Genomic DNA, 25,454 nt, shown 5'->3' with positions numbered 1-25,454 from the left:
CGCACCCGCGGGCGGGAAGCACGGGCGGCGCGGACGCTACTCGGGGACGGTGAAGTAGCGGGCGAAGGCGGACACCACCTCCGCCTCGCCCACCTTCCCGTCGCCGTCCGCGTCCAGGGCGGCGGCGGCCGTCCGCGCGACGTCCTCGGGCGCGCCGAGCGCGGTCAGCGCGCGGGCGACGTCCGTGACGGCGGCCGCGCCGTCGCCGTCGGTGTCCGCGACGTCGAGGGCCGCGTGCAGGAAGGGGCGGGCGATCTCGGCGAACCGGTCCGGGGTGTCGCGCAGGCGCTTGACCGCGCCGTCGACGAACTCCTGGCGGGTGATGCGCTGGTCGCCGTCGCGATCCGCTATTCCCGCCATGCCCTGCCAGAACGCCTCGGCGCCGCCGTACAGGGCCTGCCCCTTGTCGGACCGGGCCGCGGTGCCGAACTCGGCGAGCAGGGCCTTGGCCGCCCCGCTGAAGTCCTCGCGGTCGATGTAGCCGTTGCCGTCCTGGTCGAAGGTGGCGAACCGGGCGGCGATCCTGCGCTCGTACTCGCTGCTGACCATGTCTGTTTCGGGCCGCCTTACGTCGGTGGGGTGTGTCTCGCTCGGAGCGTACGACGGGGGAGCCGTCCGGGAGCGCGAAAACTGCGCTTGTGCCAAGACCGGGGGAATTCCGCGACAACGGCGTGTCACGGGCGGGTGGCCCGCGTCACACGCCGGTCTCACGCCGGCAGGGGGCGCGACTCCTCGTCCACGGCCGAGGGCAGGTCCGGGTGGACGTCGAAGAGGCGGCGGACGCCGAGCGCGCCGAGGACCCGGTTGACGTGGCTGCCCTCGACGGCTCCCTGGGCGGGCAGGATCAGGCGCAGACCGCCCTGGCAGGAGCGCAGCAGGCGACGGGCGGCGACCAGGACGCCGACACCGCTGGAGTCGCAGAACCGGACCTGCGAGAGGTCCAGGACGAGACGGTGGCGGCCGTCGGCCACGACGTCGTGCACCCGCTGCCGCAGCACCGGCGACGTCACCAGGTCCAGTTCGCCCGACACCCGGAGCACCGTCCAGCGGCCCTGCTCGTCGTCGCTCACCTGGAGGGTCACCACCACGCCCTTCGCTCGCCGGACGGAAGCAGTCCCTACGCTTCCTTGCAGCGCCGCTGCCCAGCGGGCGTTTCCCCGAAACGCGGACGGGAAAACGGATCCCTTGCGGAAAAGGCTTGTTCCAGTCGGCTTCGATCCTGTTCGATCAAGCGTGACCGCAGGATCGGCGGGCAGGCTCCACCGGAATGTCCCGGCGTGCCCGACCCCCTTTACCACCTGCGGCTCGCCGAGGGGCGCACATCGCCACAAAGGGGCGTGCGTCGTCGGACGTGCCGACTACATTCGACGAGACGGCGGGCGCAGGCTGGAGATGGCACGGACACGGGAGACAGGCGGGGGACGAGGGGGCCGCATGGCGAAAAAGGACGTACCGCCCCGTTGGGACCGCAGGATGCAGCAGCGGCTCGCACGCGGGGAGGCGGCCGCCCTCGGTGAGCTCTACGACCGGTTCGCCTCCCTCGTGCACGGCCTCGCCCACCGGGTGCTCGGCGACGAGCGCGCCGCCGACGGCATCACCCGGGAGGTCTTCGCGCACGTCTGGGAGCACCCGGACGCCTACGACCCCGAAGAGGGCCCCCTGCGCACCTGGGTCGCCGCGCTGACGCACCGGCTGGCCGTGCAGCGGCTGCGCGCCGACGGGGCCGCCGCCCTCGCCCGCGGCGGCCCCGGCACCACGGAGGAACTGGAGCACAGGGTCCGCCACGCCTCGGTCGCCGCCCGCGCCGACTACATCGTCCAGTCCATGCCGGTCCCGCTGCGCTCGGCCCTGGAGCGGGCCTACTTCCAGCGCCGCGACTACCGCCAGACCGCCGCCGACCTGGGCATCACCGAGGACGAGGCCCGCCGTCGGCTCCGCCTCGGCCTCCAGCTGCTGTCCACCGCCCACGACACCGAGACGCCGGGGGCTCCGCCCGGACAGGGAGGTGCGGTGTGAACGGCCCGGCGGAGCGGTTCGAGGCGTACGACGCGTCCGGGGACGGCGGGCCGCCGCCGCCCGCCCCGGCCGGGCGCGCCGACGCGGCGCCGCCCGTGCTCGGGCACCGCGTGCTGAAGTCCCTGCTGGGCGCCTGGGCGCTGGCCGCCTGCTCGGCCCGGGAGGCGGCGGCCGTCGAGGAGCACCTCGGCGCGTGCGGCGCCTGCGCGGACGAGGCGAGGCGGCTGCGCGAGGCGGTCGGCCTGCTGCAGCGCTCCGAGAGCCTCGATCTGGACCCGGCGCTGCGCTCCCGTGTCCTGGGCTCCTGCCTGGCACGCCGCCCGCCGCGCGTCCCCGTGCCGGACTGGGCCGCCGCGTACGACGCGGAGACCGCCCGCCTGGACGCGCTGCTGCAGGACTTCGGGGACGCCGAGTGGCACGCGCCCGTACGGCTGCGCTGGTACGAGTCCGACGAGGCGGCCGACCGCCGGACCACCGTCGCCGGGGTCATCGCCCACCTGCTGTCGGTCGACGGGCTGGTCGCCACCGCGCTCGGTCTCGACGATCCGCTGGGCGACGTCACCGCCGGGGCCGCGACCCCGGCGGCCCGCACCGAGGCGTACTGGCGCGCCTCGCGCCTCCCGGCCACCCGCTCGGTACGGACGCCGTGGCGGGAGCAGAGCCACACCCTCGTCCGGACGGCGTCCTTCGCCGGCGGCGGCTCGGGGAGGACGCCGGTCTCCTACGGCACCTTCGAACTGCCGCTGCACGACGCGATGCTGGACCGGGCCTTCGAGTGCTGGGTGCACGCGGAGGACATCGCGGACGCGGTGGACTACCCGTACGACCCGCCCTCCGGGCGCCACCTGAACCTCATCGTCGACCTCGCCGCCCGCATGCTGCCCCGGGTCCTGGACGTGCGCCGCGCCGCCGGGCTGGCCGCGCCCGCCCGGCGGCGCCGCCTCGTCGCGGCCGGCGAACCGGGCCGCACCCTCCGGCTGGAGATCGAGGGCTCCGGCGGCGGCGAGTGGCTGATCCCGCTGGACTCCCCCGCGGCCAGGGGCTCCGCCGAGCACGAGGTGGCCCACATCGCCCTGGACGGTGCGGAGTTCTGCCGCCTGGCGGCGGGCCACGTGCCCCCGCAGGAGGCGGCGGCCGGGCAGGTCGGGGACCGGGAGGCGATCAGGGACGTGCTGCTGGCGGCCGCGTCGCTGAGCCGGATGTAGGACCGCGCCGGACGGGGCCGCGCCCGGAACAGCACACCTAGGCGAACACCACCGTCCGCCGCCCGTTCAGCAGGATCCTGCGCTCGGCGTGCCACTTCACGGCCCGGGCCAGCGCCTGGCACTCCACGTCCCGCCCGATGGCGACCAGTCCCTCGGGCGACACGTCGTGCCCCACCCGCTCGACCTCCTGCTCGATGATCGGGCCCTCGTCGAGGTCGGCGGTGACGTAGTGCGCGGTCGCGCCGATCAGCTTCACACCGCGCGCGTGCGCCTGGTGGTAGGGCTTGGCGCCCTTGAAGCTCGGCAGGAAGGAGTGGTGGATGTTGATGATCCGCCCGGCGAGCTGCTTGCACAGGTCGTCCGAGAGCACCTGCATGTAGCGGGCGAGGACGACGAGTTCGACGTTCTCCTCGCGCACGATCTGCAGCAGCCGCGCCTCGGCCTCGGGCTTGCTGTCCTTCGTCACCGGAATGTGGTGGAAGGGAATGTTGTACGACGCCACGAGCTCGGCGAAGTCGGTGTGGTTGGAGACCACCGCGGCGATCTCCACGGGCAGCGCCCCGGTCCGCGCCCGGAACAGCAGGTCGTTCAGGCAGTGCCCGAACCTGCTGACCATGAGGACGATGCGCATCTTCTCGTCGGCCCGGTTGATCTGCCAGTCCATCTGGAAGGAGTCGCCGATGGCCGCGAAGCTGGCCCGCAGCTTGTCCACCGTCACCGGGGCGTCGGCGGAGAAGTGGACGCGCATGAAGAACAGGCCCGTGTCGTGGTCCCCGAACTGCTGGCTGTCCTCGATGTTGCAGCCGGTCATGAACAGGTAGCTCGACACGGCGTGCACGATGCCCTGCTTGTCGGGGCAGGACAGGGTGAGGACGTACTGGTCGGCCGGGGCCGCGGCTCGGGTGGACTGCTCGTTCATGCTGGACAGGGTCGCATATCCGGGCGGCCCACCGGGCTGCCGTCCGCCACCCGGACCGCGTTCCCGCGGGCTCCCGCCGGCTCCCGTCGGCTCCCGTCGGCTCCCGCTAGGCGGAGCGCGTCAGTATCCGCAGGACCTCCAGGCTGCGCGGCGGGGCGTCCGGGTCCTCCCCGTCACTGGCCGCCAGGCGTACGTGCGCGTCACGGGCCGCCCGCACCGCGTCCGGCCACGCGGGGTGTTCGAGGTAGGTGGCCACCGGGGCGTCCGGACCCACCTGGTGCATGATCCGCAGCACGCGCAGGACGGCGGTGTCGACCAGGGCCGCCTCCTGCGAGTCGCGGAAGATCGTGCCGACGTACTTCTCGGCGGACCAGTTGTCGAGCCAGGTGTCCTCGACCAGCCGGTACACCGCGTCGGTCACGTCGCCGTAGCCGTCCACGCCGGCCAGCCAGACGTCCCGCTGGAACACGGGGTCGGAGAGCATGTGCAGCGCGGAGCGCACATTGCTGCGCCAGCGCCACCACGGCATGTCGTTCAAGGGCATGCCGCCCATGGTGGATGAGCGACGGCCACGACGTGAAGAGTTCTCCGCACCTTGCACGGTCATCGATCGTACGTTCCCCTCCTCGGGAGCCCCAGCGGCCCCCGCAATTCACCTCTGTGTCACCGGCCATTGACCGCAGGTCACTTCCGGGTTAGCCGTGTGACGGAATCGTGTGTGCGCATGACCGGCAGGCGACGTACCCGCAGCACCTTCCTCCCCCGCCTCCTCCACCCCCTCACCCGTCACCTCAGAACCGGCGCCCTCACCGCGGGCGCGCTGGTGGCATGTGCGTCGCTCGTCACCGGCTGCGGGGTCGTCCCCGGCGTCACGGAGGGCTCCGGGGACGGCCCGATCACCGTCATGACGTGGGCGCCGCAGGACACCAAGGCGACCAACAAGCCGGGCATGCCCGCCTTCGCGCGCGCCTACGCCCGCTGGATCAACTCCCGGGGCGGCCTCAACGGCCGGCAGCTCAACGTGCTGACCTGCAACGACCGCAACGACCGCGTGACCGCCGCGAAGTGCGCGCGCCGCGCCGCCAAGGAGCGGGTCGTCGCGGTCGTCGGATCCTACAGCCAGTACGCCGACGCGTTCTTCCCGCCGCTGGAGGGCGAGGGCATCCCGTACATCGGCGGCTACGGCATCACCAACGAGGAGTTCACCAGCCCGCTGTCCTACCCCGTCAACGGCGGGCAGCCCGCGCTGCTGGCGGGCCTGGGCAGCGCGCTCGCCCGCGGCTGCGGCCCGGTCACGCTGGTCCGGCCCGACACCATCGCCGGCGACGAGCTGCCCGCGCTGCTCGACTCCGGCCTGGAGTCGGGCGGGCACGCGGCGGCCGACGACCAGCGGGCGGCGGAGGACGCCACCGAGTACGAGGGCCAGGCGCGGCGGGCGCTGCGGGCGACGACCACGGACCCGGTGAAGAGGGGGTGCGTGGTGCCCGCGCTCGGGGACCGCACGGGCACCTTCATGGACTCCTTCCGGCGCGCCCGCGAGGAGTTCCCCCCGGTGCGCACGGCCACCGTGCTCGGCAGCGTGGACCAGACGGCGATCGACGCGACCGGCGGGGCGTCGGGGCCGTACGAGGGCTCGTACATCACCGGCTGGTACCCGGTGGCGGGCGACCCGCGCTGGGACGAGATGAAGAAGGTGATCGGGCAGGAGGCCTTCGGCGACAACCGCATCGACCCCGCGGACGCCGGGGTGCAGACGACGTGGATCGCCTACACGGTGTTCCGGAAGGTCGTCGAGTCGCTCGGCGGCGGCGAGGTGACCGCGGGCACGGTACGGCGGGCCCTCGACGACGGCTTCGAGGCCACCACGGGCGGTCTCACGCCGGACCTGCGCTGGTCGTTCCAGGACAAGCTCGCCACCGTCGGCTTCCCGCGCCTGGTCAACGCCAACGTCACCCTGCAGGTGGTGCGGCAGGGGCGGCTGGTCTCGGCCCGCAGGGGCTTCGTGGACGTGACGCGGACGCTGCAGGCCGCGGACGTGTCGTGAGACGCCGGCACGACGTGGGGTGACGTGACGCCGGGGGCGTGCGCCGGGTGCGGACCGCGCCCGGCGCACGCCCCCGCGTCTCACAGCTGGGTCGGCTGCCGCTGGGTGAGCCCGTACCGCTTCGCGATCGCGTTCCACAACCGGGCGGCCCTGGCCTTCTCGGCGCTCGCGGTGCCGCTGGCCCGGTTCCCGGCCTGGGTCTGGCCGGTGGCGCGGGCCTGGCCCTTCTTGCAGAGGTTGCCCTTCTTGGCGGCGACCTGGTCGGCCCACGCCGCGTAGTGGTTGTCGGCCGACTCCGAGGCCTGCCACGCCTTGGTGAGGGCGCTGGTCAGCGCCGCGTGGTCGGGCAGCTCGTCCACCTGCAGGCCGGACAGGCTGGTGACCAGCCGGTTGCGCTGGCCGGCCGCGTCCCGCAGGTCCTCGGCCGCCTGGGCCAGGTTCCTGCAGGCCCTCACGTCGGCCACCGCGTTGATCACGGTGGTCCGGCTGTCGCCGCTGTCGGCCAGCAGCTTGTCCAGCTCCACCGCCTGCTGCCGGGCCGGGTCGGCGGACGGCGAGGCCGACCCGCCGGTCGCGGGGGCCGTGGCGGAGACGGTCCGGCCGCCGTCCTCGGCGTCGGCGTCGTCGCCCTCGCCGCTGCCGAGCAGCGCGCCGGCGCCGACGCCGAGGACGGCGATGCCGATGCCCACGGCCGCGATCACCGGCACCCGCGACCGGGTACGGCCGCCGCGGCCGCCCCGGCCGCCGCCGTCGCCCCGGCCGGGCGGCGCGTAGGAGGGCTGCCGGCCGTGGTGCGGGGGCTGCCCCGGCTCGACGCGGGGGAGCTGCTGCGTGGCGGCGGCCCGGCCCTCGCCACCCGGCTCGCCGCGGAAGAGGTTGTCGAACTCGGCGGGCGGCTGCCGGTCCCCGCCGCCGGGCCGCGCGCCGTACGGCGCCCCGGCGGCCTGGCCGGTCACCGGCGCGATGTACTGCGTGGCCTCGGCGTCCGGGTGTGCGCCGGTCCCTCCCCCGGGCACCCGTCCCAGGAACCGCGTCGCCTCGGGGTCCGCCTCGGCGGGCGTCTCGGGCGGCAGCGCGCCCGCTCCCACCGGGGGTATGTACTGCGTCGCGCCTTCGTCGGGGGCCGCGGTGACGGGCGGCAGGTACTGCGTGGCCGCCTCCTGGCCGCCGTGGGCGCCCGCGGCCCCGTCCGTGACCGGCGGGAGGTACTGGGTCGCGCCCTCGTCGGACGGCGTCGGCAGGGGACCGGCCCCGTACCCGGTGGCACCGGCCGGCGGCAGGGGGCCGCCCGCGGGGGCGGGGCGGTAGGCGCCGGCGCCCTCGGGCGGCAGCGGCGTGCCCGCGGCGCCGTACGCGTCGGCCCCGCCCGGCGCGGCCTGCTGCGGCGACGGGTGGCCGCCGTGGGCCTGGCGCGGGGCGCCCTCGGGCGGCAGCGGGCCGGGGCCCGGCTGGGGCGGGAGGGCGCCGGCCTGCTCCTGCGAGCCCCATCCGGCCTGCCCGTCCCACTGCTGGGGCGGCGGGGACTGCCAGCCCTGGCCCGGCGCCGGGGTCTGCTGCTGGTCCGGGCCCCACGGCCGGTCCCAGGTCTGACCGCCCGCCGGGGCCTGGCCGGCCGGCTGCGGGCCGGGGGCCCAGCCCCCGGATCCGCCGGCCGGTCCGTCCGTCATGCCCGGCAACAGGGGCTCACCACCGTCGGAGGGCAGCACGATGCCTTCGCGCGCGGGGCGCGCCGAGGGCTCCTCGCCCTGTCCACTCTGCGTCACCGGGACTCCTACTAATGGGGGACCTTGTGAATCGTCGGCTCACGCTACCGGGTCCCCGGAGCCCGGTGCCACGCAGCACGGGGCGTCACCTCCCGCCCGGTGGGCGCCGCGGCGCTCCCGTCCTCGCGCGCCGCCCGCACCACCTCCCGCACGTCGACCGGGCGTTTCCCTCGTGTTCACGCGCCGGCGGCCGGACCGTGCGCGGTCCGGCCGCCGAAGGGTGGTTCAGGCCGCCGCCTGAAGACCCAGCCGCGCCCCGAACTCCCGCACCACCGGCTCGTCCCGGTACGGCTCCAGCCGCTGCTGGAAGTCCTCCAGGTACTCGGCGCCCCGGTCGGAGCGCAGGCCGTCGAGCAGCTCCACGGCCTTCATGCCCGTGCTGCAGGCCTGTTCGATCTCCCGCTGCTGCACCAGCGCCGTGGCCAGCAGCACATAGCCGATGGCCCGCCGCCTGGCCCGTGTCTCGGGGTGCCCGGCCAGGGACTCCCGCGCGTGCCGCGCCGCCGCCTCGGCGTGCCCGAGGTCGCGGTGGCAGTGCGCCAACTCGTCGGCGAGGTAGGCCTCGTCGAAGTGCGCGATCCACGCCGGGTCGTCCCCGGAGTCCGCGTCGGCGGCCTCCAGGGCGCTCACCGCGCGTCCGGCCGCCGCCTGGGCGGCGCGCGCGTCGCCCAGCAGGGCGTGTCCGCGCGCCTCCGCCGCGTGGAACATCGCCTCCGCGCGCGGGGTCACCCGCCCCCGCGCCCCCTCCTGCGCCGCCCGCGCCAACTGCGCGATCTCGCGCGGGTTCCCGAGCTGCGCGGCCAGGTGGCTCATGGACGCGGCGAGGACGTACCCGCCGTACCCCCGGTCCCCCGCCGCCTGCGCCAGGCGCAGCGCCTGGATGTAGTACCGCTGGGCCAGCCCCGGTTGTCCGGTGTCGACGGCCATGTACCCGGCGAGCTCCGTCAACCGCGCCACGGCCGCGAAGAGTTCGCGCCCCACCGCCTCCCGGTACGACCCGGCCAGCAGGCCGGAGACGACGCTGTTGAGGTAGTGCACGACGACCGGGCGCACGTGCCCGCTGCCGTACTGGTGGTCGAGGTCCACGAGCGCCTGGGTCATGTCCCGGACGGCCGCGACGTCGGAGTGCCCCACGCGCGGCCCGGCCGAGCGCGCCACCTGCGCGTCCGGCGCGGAGATCAGCCAGTCGCGGCTCGGCTCGACGAGCGCGGAGGCGGCGACGGAGGAGCCGGACAGGAAGTCCCGGCGGCCCACGTCACTGCGCCACAGCTCACACACCTGCTCGATGGCCCCCAGCACGGTCGGTGAGAACTGGAGGCCGACGCCCGAGGCGAGGTTCTTGCCGTTGGCCATGCCGATCTCGTCGATCGTGACCGTACGGCCGAGCTTGCGGCCGAGCGCCTCCGCGATGATCGCCGGCGCCCGCCCCCGTGGCTGCTGGCCGCGCAGCCAGCGCGCCACCGAGGTCTTGTCGTAGCGCAGGTCGAGCCCGTGTTCGGCGCCGCACATGTTGACCCGCCGGGCGAGCCCGGCGTTGGAGCATCCGGCTTCCTGGATGAGCGCCTGCAGCCGTTCGTTCGGCTGCCGCGCGACGAGAGGCCTTGCGGCCATGGCACTACCCCCTGTGGCTGCGGTGCCTGCCCACGCACCGAGTTGACGTGTCTTCCGTGACCGGACCCCTCCGCGTCCCAGCGAAACGATCCGGCCGTGAAGATCGATGCCCCACCGACATGCCGGTAATGCGAGGCATGTGAGGATTACCGGGGTAAGACGGGTGTCGCCCCTCTCGTGGCTACCCAGCTCCGGCTGTGGTTCCTCCTGCGCGCCCCTGCCCATGCACCCATGCGCCCGGACGCGGAACCGGTGCTCCTCCCCCGCGCATGCGCGTGTGCGTAACCCCTGGTGACAGCCGTAGTTGTGTTCATCGTGGAAGAGACGATCCCGGGTACCGAAGCCGCTCAGATCCCGAAGCAGCGCGGGGAATCGCTGCTGGACACCGCCGTCCGCTACGCCGAGGAGCGGCACTGGGACGTGTTCCCGGGCACCTGGCTGGAAGCCGCCGACGGGACGCAGCGCTGCTCCTGCGGTGACGCGGCGTGCCCCGCGCCCGGCGCGCACCCGGCCCGTCCGGACTGGCAGACCCAGGCCACCGGCAGCGCGACCGTCGTCCGCCGGATGTGGCAGGCGCGGCCGACGGCGTCGGTCCTGTTGCCCACCGGCCGTACGTTCGACGCGATCTCGGTGCCGGAGACGGCCGGGTTCCTCGCGCTGGCGCGCATGGAGCGGATGGGGCTGACGCTGGGGCCGGTGACGCTGAGGCCGGACCGGCGCGTGGAGTTCTTCGTGCTGCCCGGTGCCTCGGTGAAGCTGCCGGAGCTGGTGCGCAGGCTCGGCTGGTCCGTCTCCTCGCTGGACCTGGCCGTGCTGGGTGAGGGGGCGTACGTGGCCGCGCCGCCCACGCGGTTCGGGTCGCGGGGGGCCGTGCAGTGGGCCCGCCGGCCGACGCCGGCGAACCGGTGGCTGCCGGACGCGGAGGAGCTGATCCCGCCGCTGGTCTACGCGTGCGGGCGGGACCGGTAGCCGTTCGCCCTCCCGTCCGCCGGGCGCCGGCGGGCCGGTGGGCCGGCGGGTGCGGGCCGTGCGGATGGATCGCGCAATTCCCGCGCCCCCCGAGGGCGTTGTCCCCCCGTAGGGTTTCCCGTGACGGAGGGAGATCAGGTGGGTGCTAGCGCCGTACGCGTACGGAACCTCTGGAAGCGGTTCGGGCAGCAGGTCGCTGTCGCCGGGATCGACCTGGAGCTGCCCGCGGGCAGGTTCATCGGGCTGGTCGGGCCGAACGGGGCCGGGAAGACCACCACGCTGTCGATGGTGACCGGGCTGCTGCGGCCCGATCAGGGGAGCGTCGAGATCGCCGGGCACGACGTGTGGCGGGACCCGGCCGGGGTCAAGGCCCGGATCGGGGTGCTGCCGGAGGGGCTGCGGCTGTTCGAGCGGCTGTCGGGGCGGGAACTGCTGGCCTACTCGGGCCGGTTGCGCGGGCTGCCCGGCGCCGAGGTCGACAAGCGGGCCACCCAGCTCCTCGACGTCCTCGACCTGGCCGGGGCGCAGCACAAGCTCGTCGTCGACTACTCGACCGGCATGCGCAAGAAGATCGGCCTCGCGGCCGCCCTCCTGCACAATCCCGAAGTCCTCTTCCTCGACGAGCCGTTCGAGGGCGTCGACCCGGTGTCCGCCCAGACCATCCGGGGCGTCCTGGAGCGGTACACGGCGTCGGGCGCCACGGTCGTGTTCTCCTCCCACGTCATGGAGCTCGTCGAGTCGCTGTGCGACTGGGTCGCCGTGATGGCGGCCGGGCGCATCCGCGCGCACGGGACGCTCGCCGAGGTGCGCGGGGACGCGCCCTCGCTCCAGCGGGCGTTCCTCGAACTGGTCGGCGCCCAGGGCCGCGACGCCGGGGCCGACCTGGACTGGCTGGGCGGCGGGAACCGGTGAGCGCGCCCACGATCACCCCGGTCGTCGTCCGGCTGAAGCTGTCGCTGCTGCGCAACGGGCTGCGGCAGTCCGGCGGGCGGCGGGCCGCCTACGCCGCCTCCGCCGCCGTCGCCCTGCTGTTCGCCGCCCTCCAGCTCGTCGGCCTGATCGCGCTGCGCGGGACCGCGCACGTCGAGTCCCTGGTCGTGCTGCTCGTGGCGGTGCTGGGACTGGGCTGGGCGGTGATGCCGCTGTTCTTCCCCGGCGGCGACGAGACGCTCGATCCGACGCGGCTGGTGATGCTGCCGCTGCGGCCCCGTCCGCTGGTGCGGGCGCTGCTGGTGGCCTCGCTGGTCGGCATCGGGCCGCTGTTCACCCTGTGCCTGCTGGCCGGTTCGGTGATCGCGGTCGCGCACGGCGGGGCGGCGTTCGCGGCCGGGGCCGTCGCCGTCCCCCTGGCGCTGCTGGTGTGCGTGGCCCTGGCGCGGGCCGTCGCCGCCGCCAACGTACGGCTGCTCACCAGCCGCAAGGGGCGGGACCTGGCGGTGCTGAGCGGGCTGGTCGTCGCGATCGGGGCGCAGGTGGTCAACTTCGCGGCGCAACGGCTGGGTTCGTCGGGGCTGGCGCAGCTCGACCCGGCGGCCGGCGTGCTGCAGTGGGTGCCGCCGGCGTCGGCGGTCGGTGCCGTGCACGCGGTGAGCGAGGGGTCGTACGGGATCGCCGCCGCCCGGCTCGCCGTGAGCGCGGCCGCTCTGGTGGCGCTGCTGGGCGTGTGGTCGCGGCACCTGACGCGGCTGATGACCGCGCCCGACGGGTCGACGCTCCCGGCCGCGCGGACGGCCGCCCGCGAGCGGACCTCGACCGGGCTCTCGCGGCTGCTGCCGGCGGGCCGCACCGGCACGGTCATGGAGCGCAGCCTGCGCTACGTGTGGCGTGACCCCAAGACCAAGGCGGCCTGGGTGACGTCGCTGGCCATCGGCCTGCTCGTGCCGGTGTTCAACGCCTGGCAGGGCACCGGGTCGGTGTACTTCGCCTGCTTCGCCGCCGGGATGCTCGGCATCCAGATGTACAACCAGTTCGGCCAGGACACCTCCGCGTTCTGGATGGTCGCGATGACCATCTCCTCGGCCCGGGACGCCTACGTCGAACTGCGCGCCCGGGCGCTGGCCCTGCTGCTGATCACGCTGCCGTACGCCACGCTCGTGACGGTCGTGACGACCGCCATGCTCGGCGACTGGCCCGCGCTGCCGGAGGCGCTCGGGCTGTCCTTCGCGCTGCTCGGCGCGATGCTCGCGACCGGGGCGTGGACCTCGGCCCGCTTCCCCTACTCCATCCCGCAGGAGGGCCACAAGAACGTCGCCCCCGGGCAGGCGGGGCTCGCCTGGATCTCGATCCTCGGCGGGATGGTCTCCGCCGCGCTGCTGTGCGCGCCCGTCATCGCGCTGGCGGTCTGGGCGAACGTCAGCGCGGACGGCGAGGCGTGGAGCTGGGTCCTGCTGCCGGTGGGCACGGCGTACGGGGCGGTGCTGTCGGTGCTGGGCCTGCGGCTGGCCGCGCCGCGGACGGCCCGGCGGCTGCCGGAGATCCTGACGGCGGTCAGCAAGGGGTGAGCCGCCGGCGAGGAGCGGCGGGCCGGCGACCGGCGAGGGCGGACGGCCGCCGCCGGCCGCCCGCCGTCAGCCCTCGCCGAGCGAGACCAGGAACGGTTCGACCGCGGCCCGCCAGGCCTCCGGCTGGTCGTAGTGCACCAGGTGGCCGGCCTCGGCGACCTCCGCGTACTGGCCCCGGGGCAGCACGCGGACCATCTCCTGGGCCTCGGCGCGGCCCAGCTCGCCGTCCAGGCCGCGGACGACCAGGGCGGGGCACCTGACCTGGGCCAGCTCCTCCCAGTGCGCGTCGTACACCCACGTCTCACGGGAGCGGAGCATCTGCTCCGGTTCGAACACGGGCCGCCAGCCGTCCGGGGACTCGGCCATCACCTCGGCGTAGAACTCGCCGCGCGCCGGGTTCGGCCGCTCCACCCAGGGGTCGTCCTCGCCGAACCACTTGCGGACGTCGGCGAGCGTGGCGAACGGGACCGGCCAGGACGTGAACCACTCGGCCCACTCGCGCTGCGAGGCGGCGCCGAGCGCCGAGGCCCGCATGTCGCAGATGATCACGCCGCGGACCAGGTCGGGGCGTTTGGCGGCGAGCTGCCAGGCGGTCAGCGCGCCCATCGCGTGGCCGATGAGGACGACCGGGGCGAGGCCGAGCTGCTCGACGGCGGCCTCGGCGTCCTCGACGTAGGCGTCCCGGGTGAAGGAGCCCTCCGGGGGTTTCTCGCTCCGGCCGTGGCCGCGCTGGTCCAGGGCGACGGCGCGATGGCGCTCGGAGAGCCAGCGGGCGGTGGAGGCCCAGTGCGAGGCGCGGCCCATCAGTCCGTGCAGTAACAGCACGCCCGGTGCGCGTTCCGCCGGATCCGCCGCCGGGTCGGTCTTGGGCGGGTCGCCGAACTCCCATGCGGCGAGACGTACGCCGCCCGCCCCGGTCACGTCGATGCGTCGCACCATTGGTCCTGGCACCCCCAAGCTCCGCTCGGACCAGCGCGCTCCCGCTCGAGTCGGCCGGTCCTGTGAACCGTGTTCCACCTGCCGTGCTGGCCGTGCCTGCTGTTGTCGTGTCGTCGTGTGTCGCCGTGTGCCGCCGGTGTGCCTGGTGCGTCCGGTGCGGCTGCCGCCACATCCCTGGAGCGCAGATACCGCCGCACCCGTCACCCGAGACTATCGAATACGCATTCGAGAATGGGGTCTGGGCGGACAACACCCCTCGTTCGAGTGACACCTCTCGAGGATTGATCGCCGCCGCTCAGGGGAGATCTTCAGCGGGAGGCGGACCGCTCGGGGAAACCGGTCCGAGGGGGATGACCTTGAGAGCTCGGGGCTCCAGGTCAACACAGGGGAGGACAGGCCCCGGCGCCACACGGCGCCGGGGCCCTCCACGTCTTCACGGCACATCCTCCCGCCCCTCCCCGGCCGGGTGACATCGCTGTCAGGACCCGGCCAAGAGCTCCTCAGGTCATATGCCTCATGCGACAGCCTCGCACGCGCAGCGGGCGCGCGCTGCGGTTCGGCGTACTGAATCTCGGATTCGACGGGATCGCGCCCTCGTCGCACCCCGTCTCGTCCCCGGCGGAGGCCGGGGCGGGGCGGACGGGGCCGGGGCCGGGCGGACGGGGCCGGGGCCGGACCGGCCGGAGGCCGGGTCAGGCGGAGGCCTGGGAAGGGGCGGCCGGACGGGCCGGTGGCCCGGTGATCCGGCGCCGGATCACGGCTTGGCGACGAAGACGTGGGAGGCGACGTCCGACTCCAGCTCCGCCGCCTCGCCGCCGCTGCCGACCAGCACCCCGCCCGCCGACTCGGTCACGCTCACCACCGAACCGGGCTGCACGCCCGCGCGGCGCAGCGTGTACATCAGCTGCGCGTCGGTCTGGATGGGCTCGCCGATGCGCCGGACGACCACGGTCTTGCCCTCCAGACCCGGGTCCAGCTCGGCCAGCGACACCATGCCCTCGTCGAGGAACGGCTCGGGGCCGTCCTTCTCGCCGAGCTCCTCCAGACCCGGGATCGGGTTGCCGTACGGCGACTCGGTCGGGTGCCGCAGCAGCTCCAGGACGCGGCGCTCCACGGCCTCGCTCATCACGTGCTCCCAGCGGCAGGCCTCGGCGTGCACCTGTTCCCACTCCAGGCCGATCACGTCGACGAGCAGGCACTCCGCGAGCCGGTGCTTGCGCATCACGCGCGTGGCCAGGCGGCGGCCCTCCTCGGTGAGCTCCAGGTGCCGGTCGCTGGCGACCGAGACCAGGCCGTCGCGCTCCATCCGCGCCACCGTCTGGCTGACCGTCGGCCCGCTCTGGTCGAGCCGTTCGGCGATCCGGGCGCGCATCGGGACCACACCCTCTTCCTCCAGCTCGAGGATGGTGCGGAGATACATCTCCGTGGTGTCGATCAGTCCGGACATACGTGCCCCTCGATTAGCTCTGCCGGGAGGCTGGCCGCCTCACCGGCGCGTGCGCTGGCCCTGAACTCAATTCTGACGCATGGGGCCGACAACCGTGCCGCGGCGTGGGAACGGGGAGTTGCCGGGGTGCCGGGGTGCGGACGGGCCGCGGGCGCGGCCGTATTGACACCGCAGTGGTCCAGACCGCACCGTGATCCGCGGCACACCCACCCCCCGAAGGGATCCCGCATGAGCGACCGCCGGCCGGCCGGCCAGTTCCTCGACGCCGCGATCGGCCTGCTGCAACGGCTCCGCGACGAGGAGGCCGACTCCATCGCCGCCGCCGGGACGCTCCTCGCCGACACCGTCGCCTCCGGCGGCCGCCTCTTCGCCTTCGGCGCCGGCCACTCCTCCCTCGCCGCGCAGGACGTCGTCTACCGCGCCGGCGGTCTCGCCCTGATGAACCTGCTCGCCGTCCCCGGCGTCGTGGGCGTCGACGTCATGCCGGCCCCCCTCGGCTCCGCCCTGGAACGCGTCGACGGCCTGGCCGGCGCCGTCCTGGACAGCTCCCCGCTGCGCGAGGGCGACGCCCTGGTGATCATCTCCCTCTCGGGCCGCAACGCCCTGCCCGTGGAGATGGCCGTGAACGCCCGCGCCCTGGGCGTGCGGGTGATCGGCGTGACGTCGGTGGCGTACGCCTCGCAGACGGAGTCCCGGCACGTCTCGGGGACGTTCCTGAAGGACCACTGCGACCTCGTCCTCGACTCGAAGATCGCCGTCGGTGACGCGGAGCTCACGCTCGACAACGTCTCCGCGCCCTTCGCCCCCGCCTCGACGGTGGTCACCGCGGCCCTCCTCCAGGCCGTCATGGCCACCACCGCCGCCACCCTCGCCGACCGGGGCATCGAGCCCCCGCTCCTGCGCTCCGGGAACGTCGACGGCGGCCACGAGTGGAACCGCCGCGTCATGGAGAAGTACCGGGACCGGATCTTCTACCGGTTCTGAGCGCGACGGTTCCGGGGCCGGCGCCTCCGGGGCCGGCGGTTCGGAGCCCGCCGGCCGGCCGGTACGTCCGGCCGGCGGATCCGGGGCGGCCCGCCGGTCCGGGCGGCGGTCAGCCCTCCCCCGCCGGGCCCGCCGAGCCCGCCAGGTCCAGCGCCATCGCGATCCGCACCGCCACGTCCTCCGCGTACATCGCGTCGGACCGCTCGAACGCGCTGCGCCCCGCACCCCGCAGGAACGTCACGACGCCCAGCGTCCGCCCCCGGCTGCGCAGCACCGCGCACAGCGCGTGCACCGTGTCCGCCGGCCACTGCCGGGCCAGCGCCCACGCGCGCGCCTCCTGCGCCGGCGCGGCCCCGGCACTGGCCCGCACCGACCCGGCCCGCTCCACGCACTGCAGCGCCGGATGCCCCGTGTCGTAGCGCACGGGCAGCCCCGCCCGGCCGGCGATCCGGCTGGGTCCCGGCGCCCCGGACGGCGTGGCGGCGATCCGGACCAGCCGGACCGGCCCCAGGGTCTCCACGTCGCTCAGCGCGCCGCCGGCCACCCGGTCGATCAGCGCGTGGTCGGCGAACCCGGCGAGCGCGAAGTCCAGGTGGACGGTGGCCGCCTCCGCCGGGTCCTCGCACTCGGCGGCGGCCCGCGCCGCCCGGTGCAGCTGCTGCGCGCGAAACCGCAGCAGCGACGCCTCCTGCTCGCCCTGCTTGGCCTCGGTCACGTCCTGGAACAGCCAGCCGACCCCGAGCGGCACCGGCTCCTCCGCCAGCGGGGACGCCAGCCGCAGGAAGCCGCTGCGCCAGCACCGCCGCTTCTCGCCCTCCGGCGTGCGCACGCCCACCCACATCTCGGCGGGCGCGGGCGGCGCCCCCTCCGCCAGCACGTGCGTGAGCGCGCTCTCCAGCTCCTCCACGCCCTGTGACAGCAGCTCGCCCAGCGGCCGCCCGAGGACCGACGTGCGCCCGGTGCCCAGCGCCCGGGCCGCGTACCCGTTCACCACCGCCGGCCGCAGGTCGGCGTCGACGAGGACGACACCCCAGCTCGCGTCCTCGAACAGGGCCTCGCTCAGCGCGATCGACCGCTCCAGGTCGATCTGCACGTGCACCTCGCTGAACGCGCAGTACACGCCCGCGGGCTTCCCGTCCGGCCCGCGCACGGCGGCCGACTGGGTCCGCACCAGCACCCGCCCGCCGTCCTTGGTCAGCAGCGCGAACTCGTGGACCTGCCGCCCCGGGGCGTGCATGGCGGACATCAGCCGCGCCTCGACCTCCTCGGCGTCCGCGCTGCGCACGGCCCACCCGGCCAGCCCGTGCCGCCCCACGGCCTCGGCCGCGCTCCACCCGAGGATCCGCTCCGCCTCGCGGTTCCAGTGGGTCACGACCCCGTCCGCGTCGAACGCGCACAGGGCCGCGTCCATCCCGTCCAGCAGCGCGGCGAGCAGATCGGAACCGTCCGAGCCGTCCCGCCCGGGCTCGTCCGGCCCCAGCTCGTCGGTGGTCCCACTACGCCGGGAAGCACTCACCTGGACCCCCTGCAGGCCGCGTCCGCACGTACGGCACGGCGGTTCGCTCCTTGCAATCATTCAACTTGAACGTGACGCAGCGCACATCGAGTTCCCACAAGATTGAAGGAATCGTCGTACTGGGGCAATACCCCCTTTACGCCGGGACACCCCGCCCGCGGCGCCGGCCGGTCCGCCCGGTCCGCATCCCGGAAAACCGGTTGCCCGGAGGCCGACCGGTTCTTAAGGTTCCTGGTACACGAGAAGGGAGGTGGTTCGGCAGATGTATGGAAACCGGACGCGTGAGGTGGCTGCGGGCTAGCGGCCCGTCACCACACCAGTGCGGTGCCGGACCCGCACGCGACGGATGCGTGCAGCCGGCCCAATCCCAGGCAGTCACCCGACCCGCGAGTCGCCGGTACGTCCGGCCGGCTCCTCCACCGGAGGACCAGACTCGCGGGTCGTCTGCGTTCCCGCCCGGCCGCGGCAGCCGTCCAGGCGTCTAGTCGTCCGGCCGGCCGGCGAGGACGGGCGGCCGCCACGCGGAGCCGTGTCGCCCCGGGTGACGGCCGCGGCCGTGTCCCCGGGGGTCAGTGGGCGATGTCCTCGTAGCCCTCGATCTCGCGCGGGTCGCGGGGGCCCGGGCCGACGTAGCGGGCCGAGGGGCGGACCAGGCGGCCGGTGCGCTTCTGCTCCAGGATGTGGGCGGACCAGCCGGCCGTGCGGGCGCAGGTGAACATCGAGGTGAACATGTGGGCGGGGACCTCGGCGAAGTCGAGGACGATCGCCGCCCAGAACTCGACGTTCGTGGCCAGGACGCGGTCGGGGCGGCGGGCGTGGAGCTCGGCCAGGGCCGCCTTCTCCAGGGCCTCGGCGACCTCGAAGCGGGGGGCGCCGAGTTCGCGGGCGGTGCGGCGCAGGACGCGGGCGCGGGGGTCCTCGGCGCGGTAGACGCGGTGGCCGAAGCCCATGAGGCGTTCGCCCTTGTCCAGCGTCCTCTTCACGTAGGCCTCGGCGTCCCCCGTGCGCTCGATCTCCTCGATCATGTGCAGGACGCGGGAGGGGGCGCCGCCGTGCAGGGGGCCGGACATGGCTCCCACCGCGCCGGACAGGGCCGCGGCCACGTCCGCGCCCGTGGAGGCGATGACCCTCGCCGTGAAGGTGGAGGCGTTCATGCCGTGCTCGGCCGCCGACGTCCAGTACGCGTCGACCGCCGCGACGTGCTTGGGGTCCGGCTCGCCGCGCCAGCGGATCATGAAGCGTTCGACGACGGACCGGGCCTTGTCTATCTCGCGCTGCGGGACCATGGGCAGGCCCTGGCCGCGGGCCGACTGGGCGACGTAGGACAGCGCCATGACGGCGGCCCGGGCCAGGTCCTCGCGGGCCTGCTCGGCGTCGATGTCCAGGAGGGGTTTCAGGCCCCAGACGGGCGCCAGCATGGCCAGCGCGGACTGGACGTCGACGCGGATGTCGCCGGAGTGCACGGGGATCGGGAAGGGCTCGGCGGGCGGCAGGCCGGGGTTGAAGGCGCCGTCGACGAGCAGGCCCCAGACGTTGCCGAAGGAGACGTGCCCGACGAGGTCCTCGATGTCGACGCCCCGGTACCGCAGGGCGCCGCCCTCCTTGTCGGGTTCGGCGATCTCCGTCTCGAACGCGATGACTCCTTCGAGCCCGGGTACGAAGTCGGACATCAGGCGGCTCCTCGTGAGGTGTGCGGCAGATGGTGTTGTGGGCGGGACGGCCCCGTGGACGACCGGACGACCGGACGGGCGGCCGGTGGACGGCCCTGGGCCGGTCCGCGGACGCGGGCGGTGCCGCCCGGTGGATCCACGGTCGTTGCCGGCGACTCGCGGTCCTGGACGGTCCGGTCCCCCTGTGATGCCCCGTGCGGAGGGCGGTCACCCCACCGCGACGGCATCAGCACGATATCCCCGGGTGCCACCGTTGGGGAGGGGTCGCGGCACTCAGTGCCACGCAGTGACGAAGACCACCGTCGATGCGGCAAGATGACCGCGTGACCGACCGCGACCCCGTCCCCTTCGACCTGGCCTCGATGCGCAAGCAGTACCGGACCGAGGGGCTCTCCGAGACCGACCTGGCCGCCACCCCCGTGGAACAGTTCGCGCGCTGGTTCAGGCAGGCCGCGACGGAGGGCGGGATGTTCGAGCCGAACGCCATGGTGGTCTCCACGGCCGACGCCGGCGGCCGGCCCAGCTCCCGCACGGTGCTGCTGAAGCACTTCGACGAGCAGGGGTTCGTGTTCTACACCAACTACGACTCCCGCAAGGCCCGCGACCTGGCGGAGAACCCCCACGTCTCGCTGCTGTTCCCGTGGCACCCGATGGCCCGGCAGGTGATCGTCTCCGGGGTCGCGCGGCGCACCGGGCGGGACGAGACCGCCGCGTACTTCCGCACCCGCCCGCACGGCTCCCAGCTCGGCGCGTGGGCCAGCGCCCAGTCGTCGGTGATCGCCACGCGCGCGGACGTCGACACCGCGTACGCCGAGCTGGCGGCGCGCTACCCGCAGGGCGAGCAGGTGCCGGTGCCGCCGCACTGGGGCGGTTTCCGGGTCGCCCCGCGGACGGTGGAGTTCTGGCAGGGCCGGGAGAACCGGCTGCACGACCGGTTGCGGTACGTGGCGCGGGAGGACGGGAGCTGGCGGGTGGAGCGGCTCAGCCCGTGAGGAGCGCCGGGTCCGCCCCGGCGGTCAGCCGAGCGCCGCGTCCAGCAGCGCCGCCCACTGCCCCACCACCCGCTCGCGGCGCGGCCCGTCGTCGGTGAGGAGGTTGGCCAGGCCCAGGCCGCGGGCCATGTCCAGCAGGCCCTGGACGGTCTCCCGGACGCCGGGGCGGGACTCGTCGGCGCCGAGCAGGTCCACCGCGATGCGGTGGGTCTCGCGGCCGACGCGGGCCTCCAGCTCGGTGACGCGGGGGCGCAGCTGGTCCTCGGAGGAGGCGGCGACCCACAGGTGGAGGGCGGCGCGGAACAGGGGGCCGGTGTAGAGGTCGACGAGCGCCGCGACGACGGCGCGCCGGTCGCCCGCCGGGCCCTCGGGGAACAGGGCCCTGAGCGCCGTGGAGCGTTCCTCGGCGACGTACTCGACGGCGGCCGTGAACAGGTCCTCGCGGGTCGGGAAGTGGTGCTGGGCGGCGCCGCGGGAGACGCCGGCGCGTTCGGCGACGACGGAGACCGTGGAGCCCGCCCAGCCGTGCTCGGCGAGGCAGGCCACGGCGGCTTCCAGGAGCCGCTGCCGGGTGGCCCGGCTGCGGTCCTGCTTGGGGAGTCGGTCGACGCGGTCGGCCGTGTTCACAGCACCCATGCGGGATCCCGTCGTTCGAGGAAGGCCGTCATTCCCTCGCGGGCGTCGGCGGAGGCGAACAGCCGGGCGGACAGTCCGGTCAGGTCGCCCGCCTCCAGGTCGAAGGTCTGCAGCACCTTAGCCGTGAGCAGCCGTTTCGTCTCGGCCAGGGCGTGCGGGGCGGCTCGGCGCAGGCCGTCGAGGACGGGTTCGAGCACGGTGTCGACGTCGTCGCCGGCCGCCGTCAGCAGGCCGATGCGGGCCGCTTCGGCGGCGCCGAAGCGCTCGCCGGTGAGGCAGTAGCGGGCGAGGGCGCGCGGGTCGGCGCGCGGGAGCAGCGGCAGGGAGATCACCGCGGGGGCCACGCCGATGCGGACCTCGGTGAAGGCGAAGGTGGCGTCGTGCGACGCGGCGGCGATGTCGCACGCGGCGAGCAGGCCGAGGCCGCCGGCGCGGACGTGCCCGGTGACCCGGGCCACGACCGGTTTGCCGAGCGCGACGATCTGCCGGAGCAGGGCGGCCAGCGCCTCGGGGGCCGGCGGGTCGCGCAGGTCGGCGCCGGCGCTGAAGGCGGTGCCGGTGTGGGTGAGGACGACCGCGCGGACGCCGCCGTCCCCGGCGCAGTCGGCCAGCGCGTCCGCCAGTTCCCCGACGAGCGCGGCGGACAGGGCGTTGCGGTGGTGCGGCGCGTCGAGGCTGAGCGTCTCGACGCCCCGCGCGCGCGTGCGGCCGACGAGTGTCACGTGCCCTCCCGCAGCCGGCGGCGCGGGATCCTGCCGGAGGCGGCGCGCGGGGCGCCGCCTCCGGTGGTGGCGCGGCGGATCCGCCCGCGGGGGGCGACGCGTCCGGCGACGTACCCCATGACCTTCCCTTCGGCCGGGGCCAGGGCCGGGTCCGGGGCCGGGGCCCGGCGCACGGCGTGCGCGTGCGGGATCCCGCCGCCGCCGGCGTCGGCGTGTCCGGCGTCGCCCCCGCGCGCCCCGGCTTCGGCGGGGGCGGCGGCGGTCCGCCGGTGGAACCGGTCCGCCCGCCCGTGGGCGAGGGCGGTGCCTTCGGTGCCGCCGGCCGGGGCGGGCGTCCCGCCGTACCCGGCGGCCCGGCCCCGGACGGCCTCGTGGACGGGGGGTCCGACGGGTGGGACGTCCGCGTACTCGCTGCGGAACACGATTCCTCCTCCCGCGCCGGGGGAGCCGGCGGGTGTCAGTACGACTTGGGCAGGCCGAGGGTCTGGTGGGAGACGTAGTTGAGGATCATCTCCCGGCTCACGGGGGCGATACGGGACACCCGCGCGGCCGTGATCAGCGAGGCGAGGCCGAACTCGCGGGTGAGGCCGTTGCCGCCGAGGGTGTGCACCGCCTGGTCGACCGCCTTCACGCAGGCCTCCCCGGCCGCGTACTTGGCCATGTTGGCGGCCTCTCCGGCGCCCGCGTCGTCGCCGGCGTCGTACAGGCGGGCCGCCTTCTGCGTCATCAGGCGGGCGAGTTCGAGTTCGATGTGGGCCTGGGCGAGGGGGTGGGCGATGGCCTGGTGGGCGCCGATGGGGGCGTCCCAGACGGTGCGTTCGCGCGCGTACGCGACGGCCCTGGACAGCGCGTACCTGCCCATGCCGATCGCGAACGCGGCCGTCATGACGCGCTCGGGGTTGAGTCCGGCGAACAGCTGGAGCAGGCCGGCGTCCTCGTCGCCGACGAGCGCGCCGGCGGGCAGCCGCACGTCGTCCAGGACCAGTTCGAACTGTTTCTCGGCGGCCGTGAGCTCCATGTCGATGGGGTGGCGCCGAAAGCCGTCGGCGTCGCGCGGGACGATGAACAGGCAGGGCTTGAGGCGGCCGGTGCGGGCGTCCTCGGTGCGGCCGACGACGAGGGTGGCGTCGGCGCGGTCGACGCCGGAGACGAACACCTTGCGGCCGGTGAGCAGCCAGTCGGTGCCGTCCTTGCGGGCGGTGGTGGTGATGCGGTGGCTGTTGGAGCCGGCGTCGGGTTCGGTGATGCCGAAGGCCATGGTGCGGGTGCCGTCCGCCAGGGCGGGGAGCCACTGGCGTTTCTGCTCCTCGGTGCCGAAGCGGGCGATGACGGTGCCGCAGATGGCCGGGGAGACGACGAGCATGAGCAGCGGGCAGCCCGCGGCGCCGAGTTCCTCCAGGACGATGGAGAGTTCGGTGATGCCGGCGCCTCCGCCGCCGTACTCCTGGGGGAGATTGACGCCGAGGTAGCCGAGCCCGGCCGCCTCGGACCAGAGTTCGTCGGGGTGGCGGCCCTCGTCGACCACGCGCGTGAGGTAGGCGCGGCCGTAGCGTTCGCCGAGGGCGGCCACGGCGGACCGCAGGGCGCCGTGTTCCTCGGATTGCGTGCTGGACTCCGTGCTGGGGGGCATGGGGCTCCTTCCACGTGCGGGCTCGTCGTGGCTGGTCGCGCCTAGGAGGTCTCCCGCACCACGGCCAGCAGGGTGCCCGGCTCCACCTGCTGCCCGGGCGCGGCGTGCAGGGCGGTCAGCGTTCCCGTGACGGGCGCCGCGATCCTGTGCTGCATCTTCATCGCCTCCAGCCACAGCAGGGGCTCACCGGCGCGTACGGCGGCCCCCGCGGTCAGGCCGTCGGCGATGCGCACCACCGTGCCCGGCATGGGGGCCAGGAGGGAGCCCGGCGCGCGCTGGACGGCGGGGTCGGGGAAACGCGGCAGGGCGGTGAGGACGGTGGTGTTCACGTACACCTGGTCGCCGTAGGAGCTCACCTCGAACCTGCGCTGGACGCCGGCCACGTCGAGGACGACGAGGCGGGCGTCGGCGCGCACCACCCGTACGCCGTCGGCGACCGGACCGGTGCGGGTGTGCCGGTAGCGGACCTCGTGCTCCTCGCCGGCCACGGCGTACCGCTTGACCTGCGGCTGGGAGGGCACGTTGCGCCAGCCGCCGAAGCGGGAGCGGCCGTGGGCGTCGGCGAGGGCGGCGGCCAGCGGGGCGTACGGGTCGGGGGCCGGCTCGGTCAGCTCGGGCAGGTGGCGGTCGTAGAAGGAGGTGTCCATGCGCGCGGCCGTGAACTCCTGGTGGCGCAGGGAGCGCACGAGCAGGTCCCGGTTGGTGACGGGGCCGTGGATCACGGCCCGCTCCAGGGCGGTCGCGAGCTTGCGGATCGCCTCCGCGCGGGTGGGGGCGTGGGCGACGGCCTTGGCGAGGAGGGGGTCGTAGTGCACGCCGATGTCGTCGCCGTCCGTGTAGCCGGTGTCCAGGCGGACGCCGTCGGGCACGGCGAAGCGGTGCAGGCGGCCGGTCCGGGGGGCCCAGCCGCGGCCCGGGTCCTCGGCGTACAGGCGGGCCTCGACGGCGTGGCCGCGCGCCACCGGCGGGTCGGCGGTCAGGGCCTGGCCCTCGGCGATGCGGATCTGCTCGGCCACCAGGTCGACGCCGAACACCGCCTCGGTGACGGGGTGTTCGACCTGGAGGCGGGTGTTCATCTCCAGGAAGTGCACCCGCTCGCCGGCGACGAGGAACTCGACGGTGCCGGCGCCGGCGTAGCCGACGGCGCGGGCGGCCCGCACCGCCAGGGCGTGCAGCTCGCTCGTGAGGCGTTCGGAGAGCCCGGGGGCGGGCGCCTCCTCGATCACCTTCTGGTGGCGCCTCTGCAGGGAGCAGTCGCGGGTGCCGAGTGTGCGGACGGTGCCGTGCGCGTCGGCGAGGACCTGCACCTCGACGTGGCGTGCCCCTTCCACGTACGGCTCGACGAAGACCGTCCCGTCCCCGAAGGCGCTCGCGGCCTCGGCGCGCGCGCCCCGCAGGGCGGCCTCCAGCTCGTCGAGGCGCCGTACGACCCGCATGCCGCGCCCGCCGCCGCCCGCCGCCGCCTTCACCAGCACCGGCAGGTCGGCCTCCGTGACCTCGCGCAGGGGCGCGAGGCCCATCAGCTCCTTGGCGCGCGTCTTGGACGCCATCGCCTCGATCGCCTCCGGGGACGGTCCGATCCACACCAGGCCCGCGCCGAGGACGGCGCGGGCGAAGCCGGCGTTCTCGGAGAGGAAGCCGTAGCCGGGGTGCACGGCGTCGGCGCCGGCCGCGAGGGCCGCCCGCACGATCGCCTCGCCGCGCAGGTAGGTCTCGGCGGGCGCCGCCCCCGGCAGCCGTACCGTCGCGTCGGCCACGCGCGTGTGCAGGGCGCCGGCGTCGGCGTCCGAGTGCACGGCGACCGTGCCGATGCCCAGCTCCCGGCAGGTGCGGACGATGCGGCAGGCGATCTCGCCCCGGTTGGCGACGAGCACAGAAGTGATCACAGGG

General features: G+C 75.0%; 22 protein-coding genes and 1 pseudogene. 8 read left to right on the top strand and 15 right to left on the bottom strand.

Annotated elements, in window-relative coordinates:
• Positions 1 to 36: 36 nt before the first annotated feature.
• The gene (locus tag AB0L29_RS04090) at positions 37 to 549 is read right to left on the bottom strand and encodes an EF-hand domain-containing protein (protein ID WP_365823083.1); all 513 of its coding nucleotides are present in this window, start codon (positions 547 to 549) and stop codon (positions 37 to 39) included.
• Positions 550 to 707: 158 nt separating this feature from the next.
• On the bottom strand, positions 708 to 1,088 hold the full coding sequence (locus AB0L29_RS04085) for an STAS domain-containing protein (RefSeq protein WP_365823081.1): 381 nt from the start codon (positions 1,086 to 1,088) through the stop codon (positions 708 to 710).
• A 346-nt stretch (positions 1,089 to 1,434) separates the two neighbouring features.
• Here AB0L29_RS04085 and AB0L29_RS04080 point away from each other — a divergent pair, with 346 nt between their 5' ends.
• Entirely contained in the window at positions 1,435 to 2,016 is a 582-nt protein-coding gene (locus AB0L29_RS04080) for a sigma-70 family RNA polymerase sigma factor (protein ID WP_365823079.1), read from the top strand.
• Complete coding sequence (locus AB0L29_RS04075; protein WP_365823077.1) at positions 2,013 to 3,221, top strand: zf-HC2 domain-containing protein; 1,209 nt, start codon at positions 2,013 to 2,015, stop codon at positions 3,219 to 3,221. The genes AB0L29_RS04080 and AB0L29_RS04075 overlap by 4 nt, the downstream gene beginning before the upstream one ends.
• A gap of 37 nt (positions 3,222 to 3,258) precedes the next feature.
• Here the strand turns inward: AB0L29_RS04075 and purU are convergent, their stop codons facing one another.
• On the bottom strand, positions 3,259 to 4,140 hold the full coding sequence (gene purU / locus AB0L29_RS04070) for a formyltetrahydrofolate deformylase (RefSeq protein ID WP_365823075.1): 882 nt from the start codon (positions 4,138 to 4,140) through the stop codon (positions 3,259 to 3,261).
• A 106-nt stretch (positions 4,141 to 4,246) separates the two neighbouring features.
• Entirely contained in the window at positions 4,247 to 4,747 is a 501-nt protein-coding gene (locus AB0L29_RS04065; protein WP_365823073.1) for a hypothetical protein, read from the bottom strand.
• A 117-nt stretch (positions 4,748 to 4,864) separates the two neighbouring features.
• Between AB0L29_RS04065 and AB0L29_RS04060 the strand changes: the two genes are divergently transcribed.
• Positions 4,865 to 6,184, top strand: coding sequence for an ABC transporter substrate-binding protein (locus AB0L29_RS04060; protein ID WP_365823071.1), 1,320 nt, complete (start codon positions 4,865 to 4,867; stop codon positions 6,182 to 6,184).
• Positions 6,185 to 6,264: 80 nt separating this feature from the next.
• Here AB0L29_RS04060 and AB0L29_RS04055 read toward each other — a convergent pair whose 3' ends face one another.
• Positions 6,265 to 7,947 (bottom strand): hypothetical protein, encoded by a 1,683-nt coding sequence (locus AB0L29_RS04055; protein WP_365823069.1) that lies wholly within the window; start codon positions 7,945 to 7,947, stop codon positions 6,265 to 6,267.
• A gap of 225 nt (positions 7,948 to 8,172) precedes the next feature.
• Entirely contained in the window at positions 8,173 to 9,558 is a 1,386-nt protein-coding gene (locus AB0L29_RS04050; protein ID WP_365823067.1) for a transcriptional regulator, read from the bottom strand.
• A 306-nt stretch (positions 9,559 to 9,864) separates the two neighbouring features.
• Between AB0L29_RS04050 and AB0L29_RS04045 the strand changes: the two genes are divergently transcribed.
• The 3 genes from AB0L29_RS04045 (at position 9,865) to AB0L29_RS04035 (ending at position 13,028) form a co-directional block, all read left to right on the top strand.
• On the top strand, positions 9,865 to 10,527 hold the full coding sequence (locus tag AB0L29_RS04045; protein WP_365823065.1) for a bifunctional DNA primase/polymerase: 663 nt from the start codon (positions 9,865 to 9,867) through the stop codon (positions 10,525 to 10,527).
• Between the two features lie 120 nt (positions 10,528 to 10,647).
• Positions 10,648 to 11,439: an ABC transporter ATP-binding protein gene (locus AB0L29_RS04040; protein ID WP_365823063.1), complete on the top strand. Its 792-nt coding sequence runs from the start codon at positions 10,648 to 10,650 to the stop codon at positions 11,437 to 11,439.
• Complete coding sequence (locus AB0L29_RS04035; protein ID WP_365823061.1) at positions 11,436 to 13,028, top strand: transporter; 1,593 nt, start codon at positions 11,436 to 11,438, stop codon at positions 13,026 to 13,028. Before AB0L29_RS04040 ends, AB0L29_RS04035 begins: the two co-directional genes overlap by 4 nt.
• A 66-nt stretch (positions 13,029 to 13,094) precedes the next feature.
• Here the strand turns inward: AB0L29_RS04035 and AB0L29_RS04030 are convergent, their stop codons facing one another.
• Both AB0L29_RS04030 and AB0L29_RS04025 read right to left on the bottom strand, forming a co-directional pair.
• Positions 13,095 to 13,967 carry an alpha/beta hydrolase gene (locus AB0L29_RS04030; RefSeq protein ID WP_365823059.1) on the bottom strand — a complete coding sequence of 291 codons (873 nt, stop codon included), beginning with the start codon at positions 13,965 to 13,967 and terminating at the stop codon, positions 13,095 to 13,097.
• A 754-nt stretch (positions 13,968 to 14,721) separates the two neighbouring features.
• The gene (locus tag AB0L29_RS04025; RefSeq protein ID WP_365823057.1) at positions 14,722 to 15,414 is read right to left on the bottom strand and encodes a metal-dependent transcriptional regulator; all 693 of its coding nucleotides are present in this window, start codon (positions 15,412 to 15,414) and stop codon (positions 14,722 to 14,724) included.
• Between the two features lie 228 nt (positions 15,415 to 15,642).
• Here AB0L29_RS04025 and AB0L29_RS04020 point away from each other — a divergent pair, with 228 nt between their 5' ends.
• A complete protein-coding gene (locus AB0L29_RS04020; protein WP_365823055.1) occupies positions 15,643 to 16,398 on the top strand; it encodes an SIS domain-containing protein in 756 nt (251 codons plus the stop codon).
• A gap of 109 nt (positions 16,399 to 16,507) precedes the next feature.
• On the opposite strand, the gene AB0L29_RS04015 is transcribed toward AB0L29_RS04020, so the two are convergent.
• The gene (locus tag AB0L29_RS04015; RefSeq protein ID WP_365823053.1) at positions 16,508 to 17,974 is read right to left on the bottom strand and encodes a PAS domain-containing protein; all 1,467 of its coding nucleotides are present in this window, start codon (positions 17,972 to 17,974) and stop codon (positions 16,508 to 16,510) included.
• Positions 17,975 to 18,483: 509 nt separating this feature from the next.
• Positions 18,484 to 19,584, bottom strand: a complete 1,101-nt coding sequence (locus AB0L29_RS04010; protein WP_365823051.1) for a citrate synthase 2 — start codon at positions 19,582 to 19,584, stop codon at positions 18,484 to 18,486.
• 305 nt (positions 19,585 to 19,889) lie between these two features.
• Between AB0L29_RS04010 and pdxH the strand changes: the two genes are divergently transcribed.
• On the top strand, positions 19,890 to 20,576 hold the full coding sequence (gene pdxH, locus AB0L29_RS04005; protein WP_365823049.1) for a pyridoxamine 5'-phosphate oxidase: 687 nt from the start codon (positions 19,890 to 19,892) through the stop codon (positions 20,574 to 20,576).
• A 24-nt stretch (positions 20,577 to 20,600) separates the two neighbouring features.
• Here the strand turns inward: pdxH and AB0L29_RS04000 are convergent, their stop codons facing one another.
• The 5 genes and pseudogenes from AB0L29_RS04000 to AB0L29_RS03980 form a co-directional block, all read right to left on the bottom strand.
• The gene (locus AB0L29_RS04000) at positions 20,601 to 21,212 is read right to left on the bottom strand and encodes a TetR/AcrR family transcriptional regulator (RefSeq protein ID WP_365823047.1); all 612 of its coding nucleotides are present in this window, start codon (positions 21,210 to 21,212) and stop codon (positions 20,601 to 20,603) included.
• Positions 21,200 to 21,934 (bottom strand): enoyl-CoA hydratase family protein, encoded by a 735-nt coding sequence (locus tag AB0L29_RS03995; protein WP_365823045.1) that lies wholly within the window; start codon positions 21,932 to 21,934, stop codon positions 21,200 to 21,202. Before AB0L29_RS03995 ends, AB0L29_RS04000 begins: the two co-directional genes overlap by 13 nt.
• 221 nt (positions 21,935 to 22,155) lie before the next feature.
• Positions 22,156 to 22,356 (bottom strand): annotated as a pseudogene (locus AB0L29_RS03990) (4-coumarate--CoA ligase family protein); the annotation flags it as partial.
• 35 nt (positions 22,357 to 22,391) lie between these two features.
• Positions 22,392 to 23,564 (bottom strand): acyl-CoA dehydrogenase family protein, encoded by a 1,173-nt coding sequence (locus AB0L29_RS03985; protein WP_365823043.1) that lies wholly within the window; start codon positions 23,562 to 23,564, stop codon positions 22,392 to 22,394.
• Between the two features lie 41 nt (positions 23,565 to 23,605).
• On the bottom strand, positions 23,606 to 25,450 hold the full coding sequence (locus tag AB0L29_RS03980) for a biotin carboxylase N-terminal domain-containing protein (RefSeq protein WP_365823041.1): 1,845 nt from the start codon (positions 25,448 to 25,450) through the stop codon (positions 23,606 to 23,608).
• Positions 25,451 to 25,454 lie beyond the last annotated feature (4 nt).

This window comes from Streptomyces sp. NPDC052701, from assembly GCF_040678355.1.
GTDB lineage: Bacteria > Actinomycetota > Actinomycetes > Streptomycetales > Streptomycetaceae > Streptomyces.
This window is presented reverse-complemented; position numbering and strand designations above follow the sequence as displayed.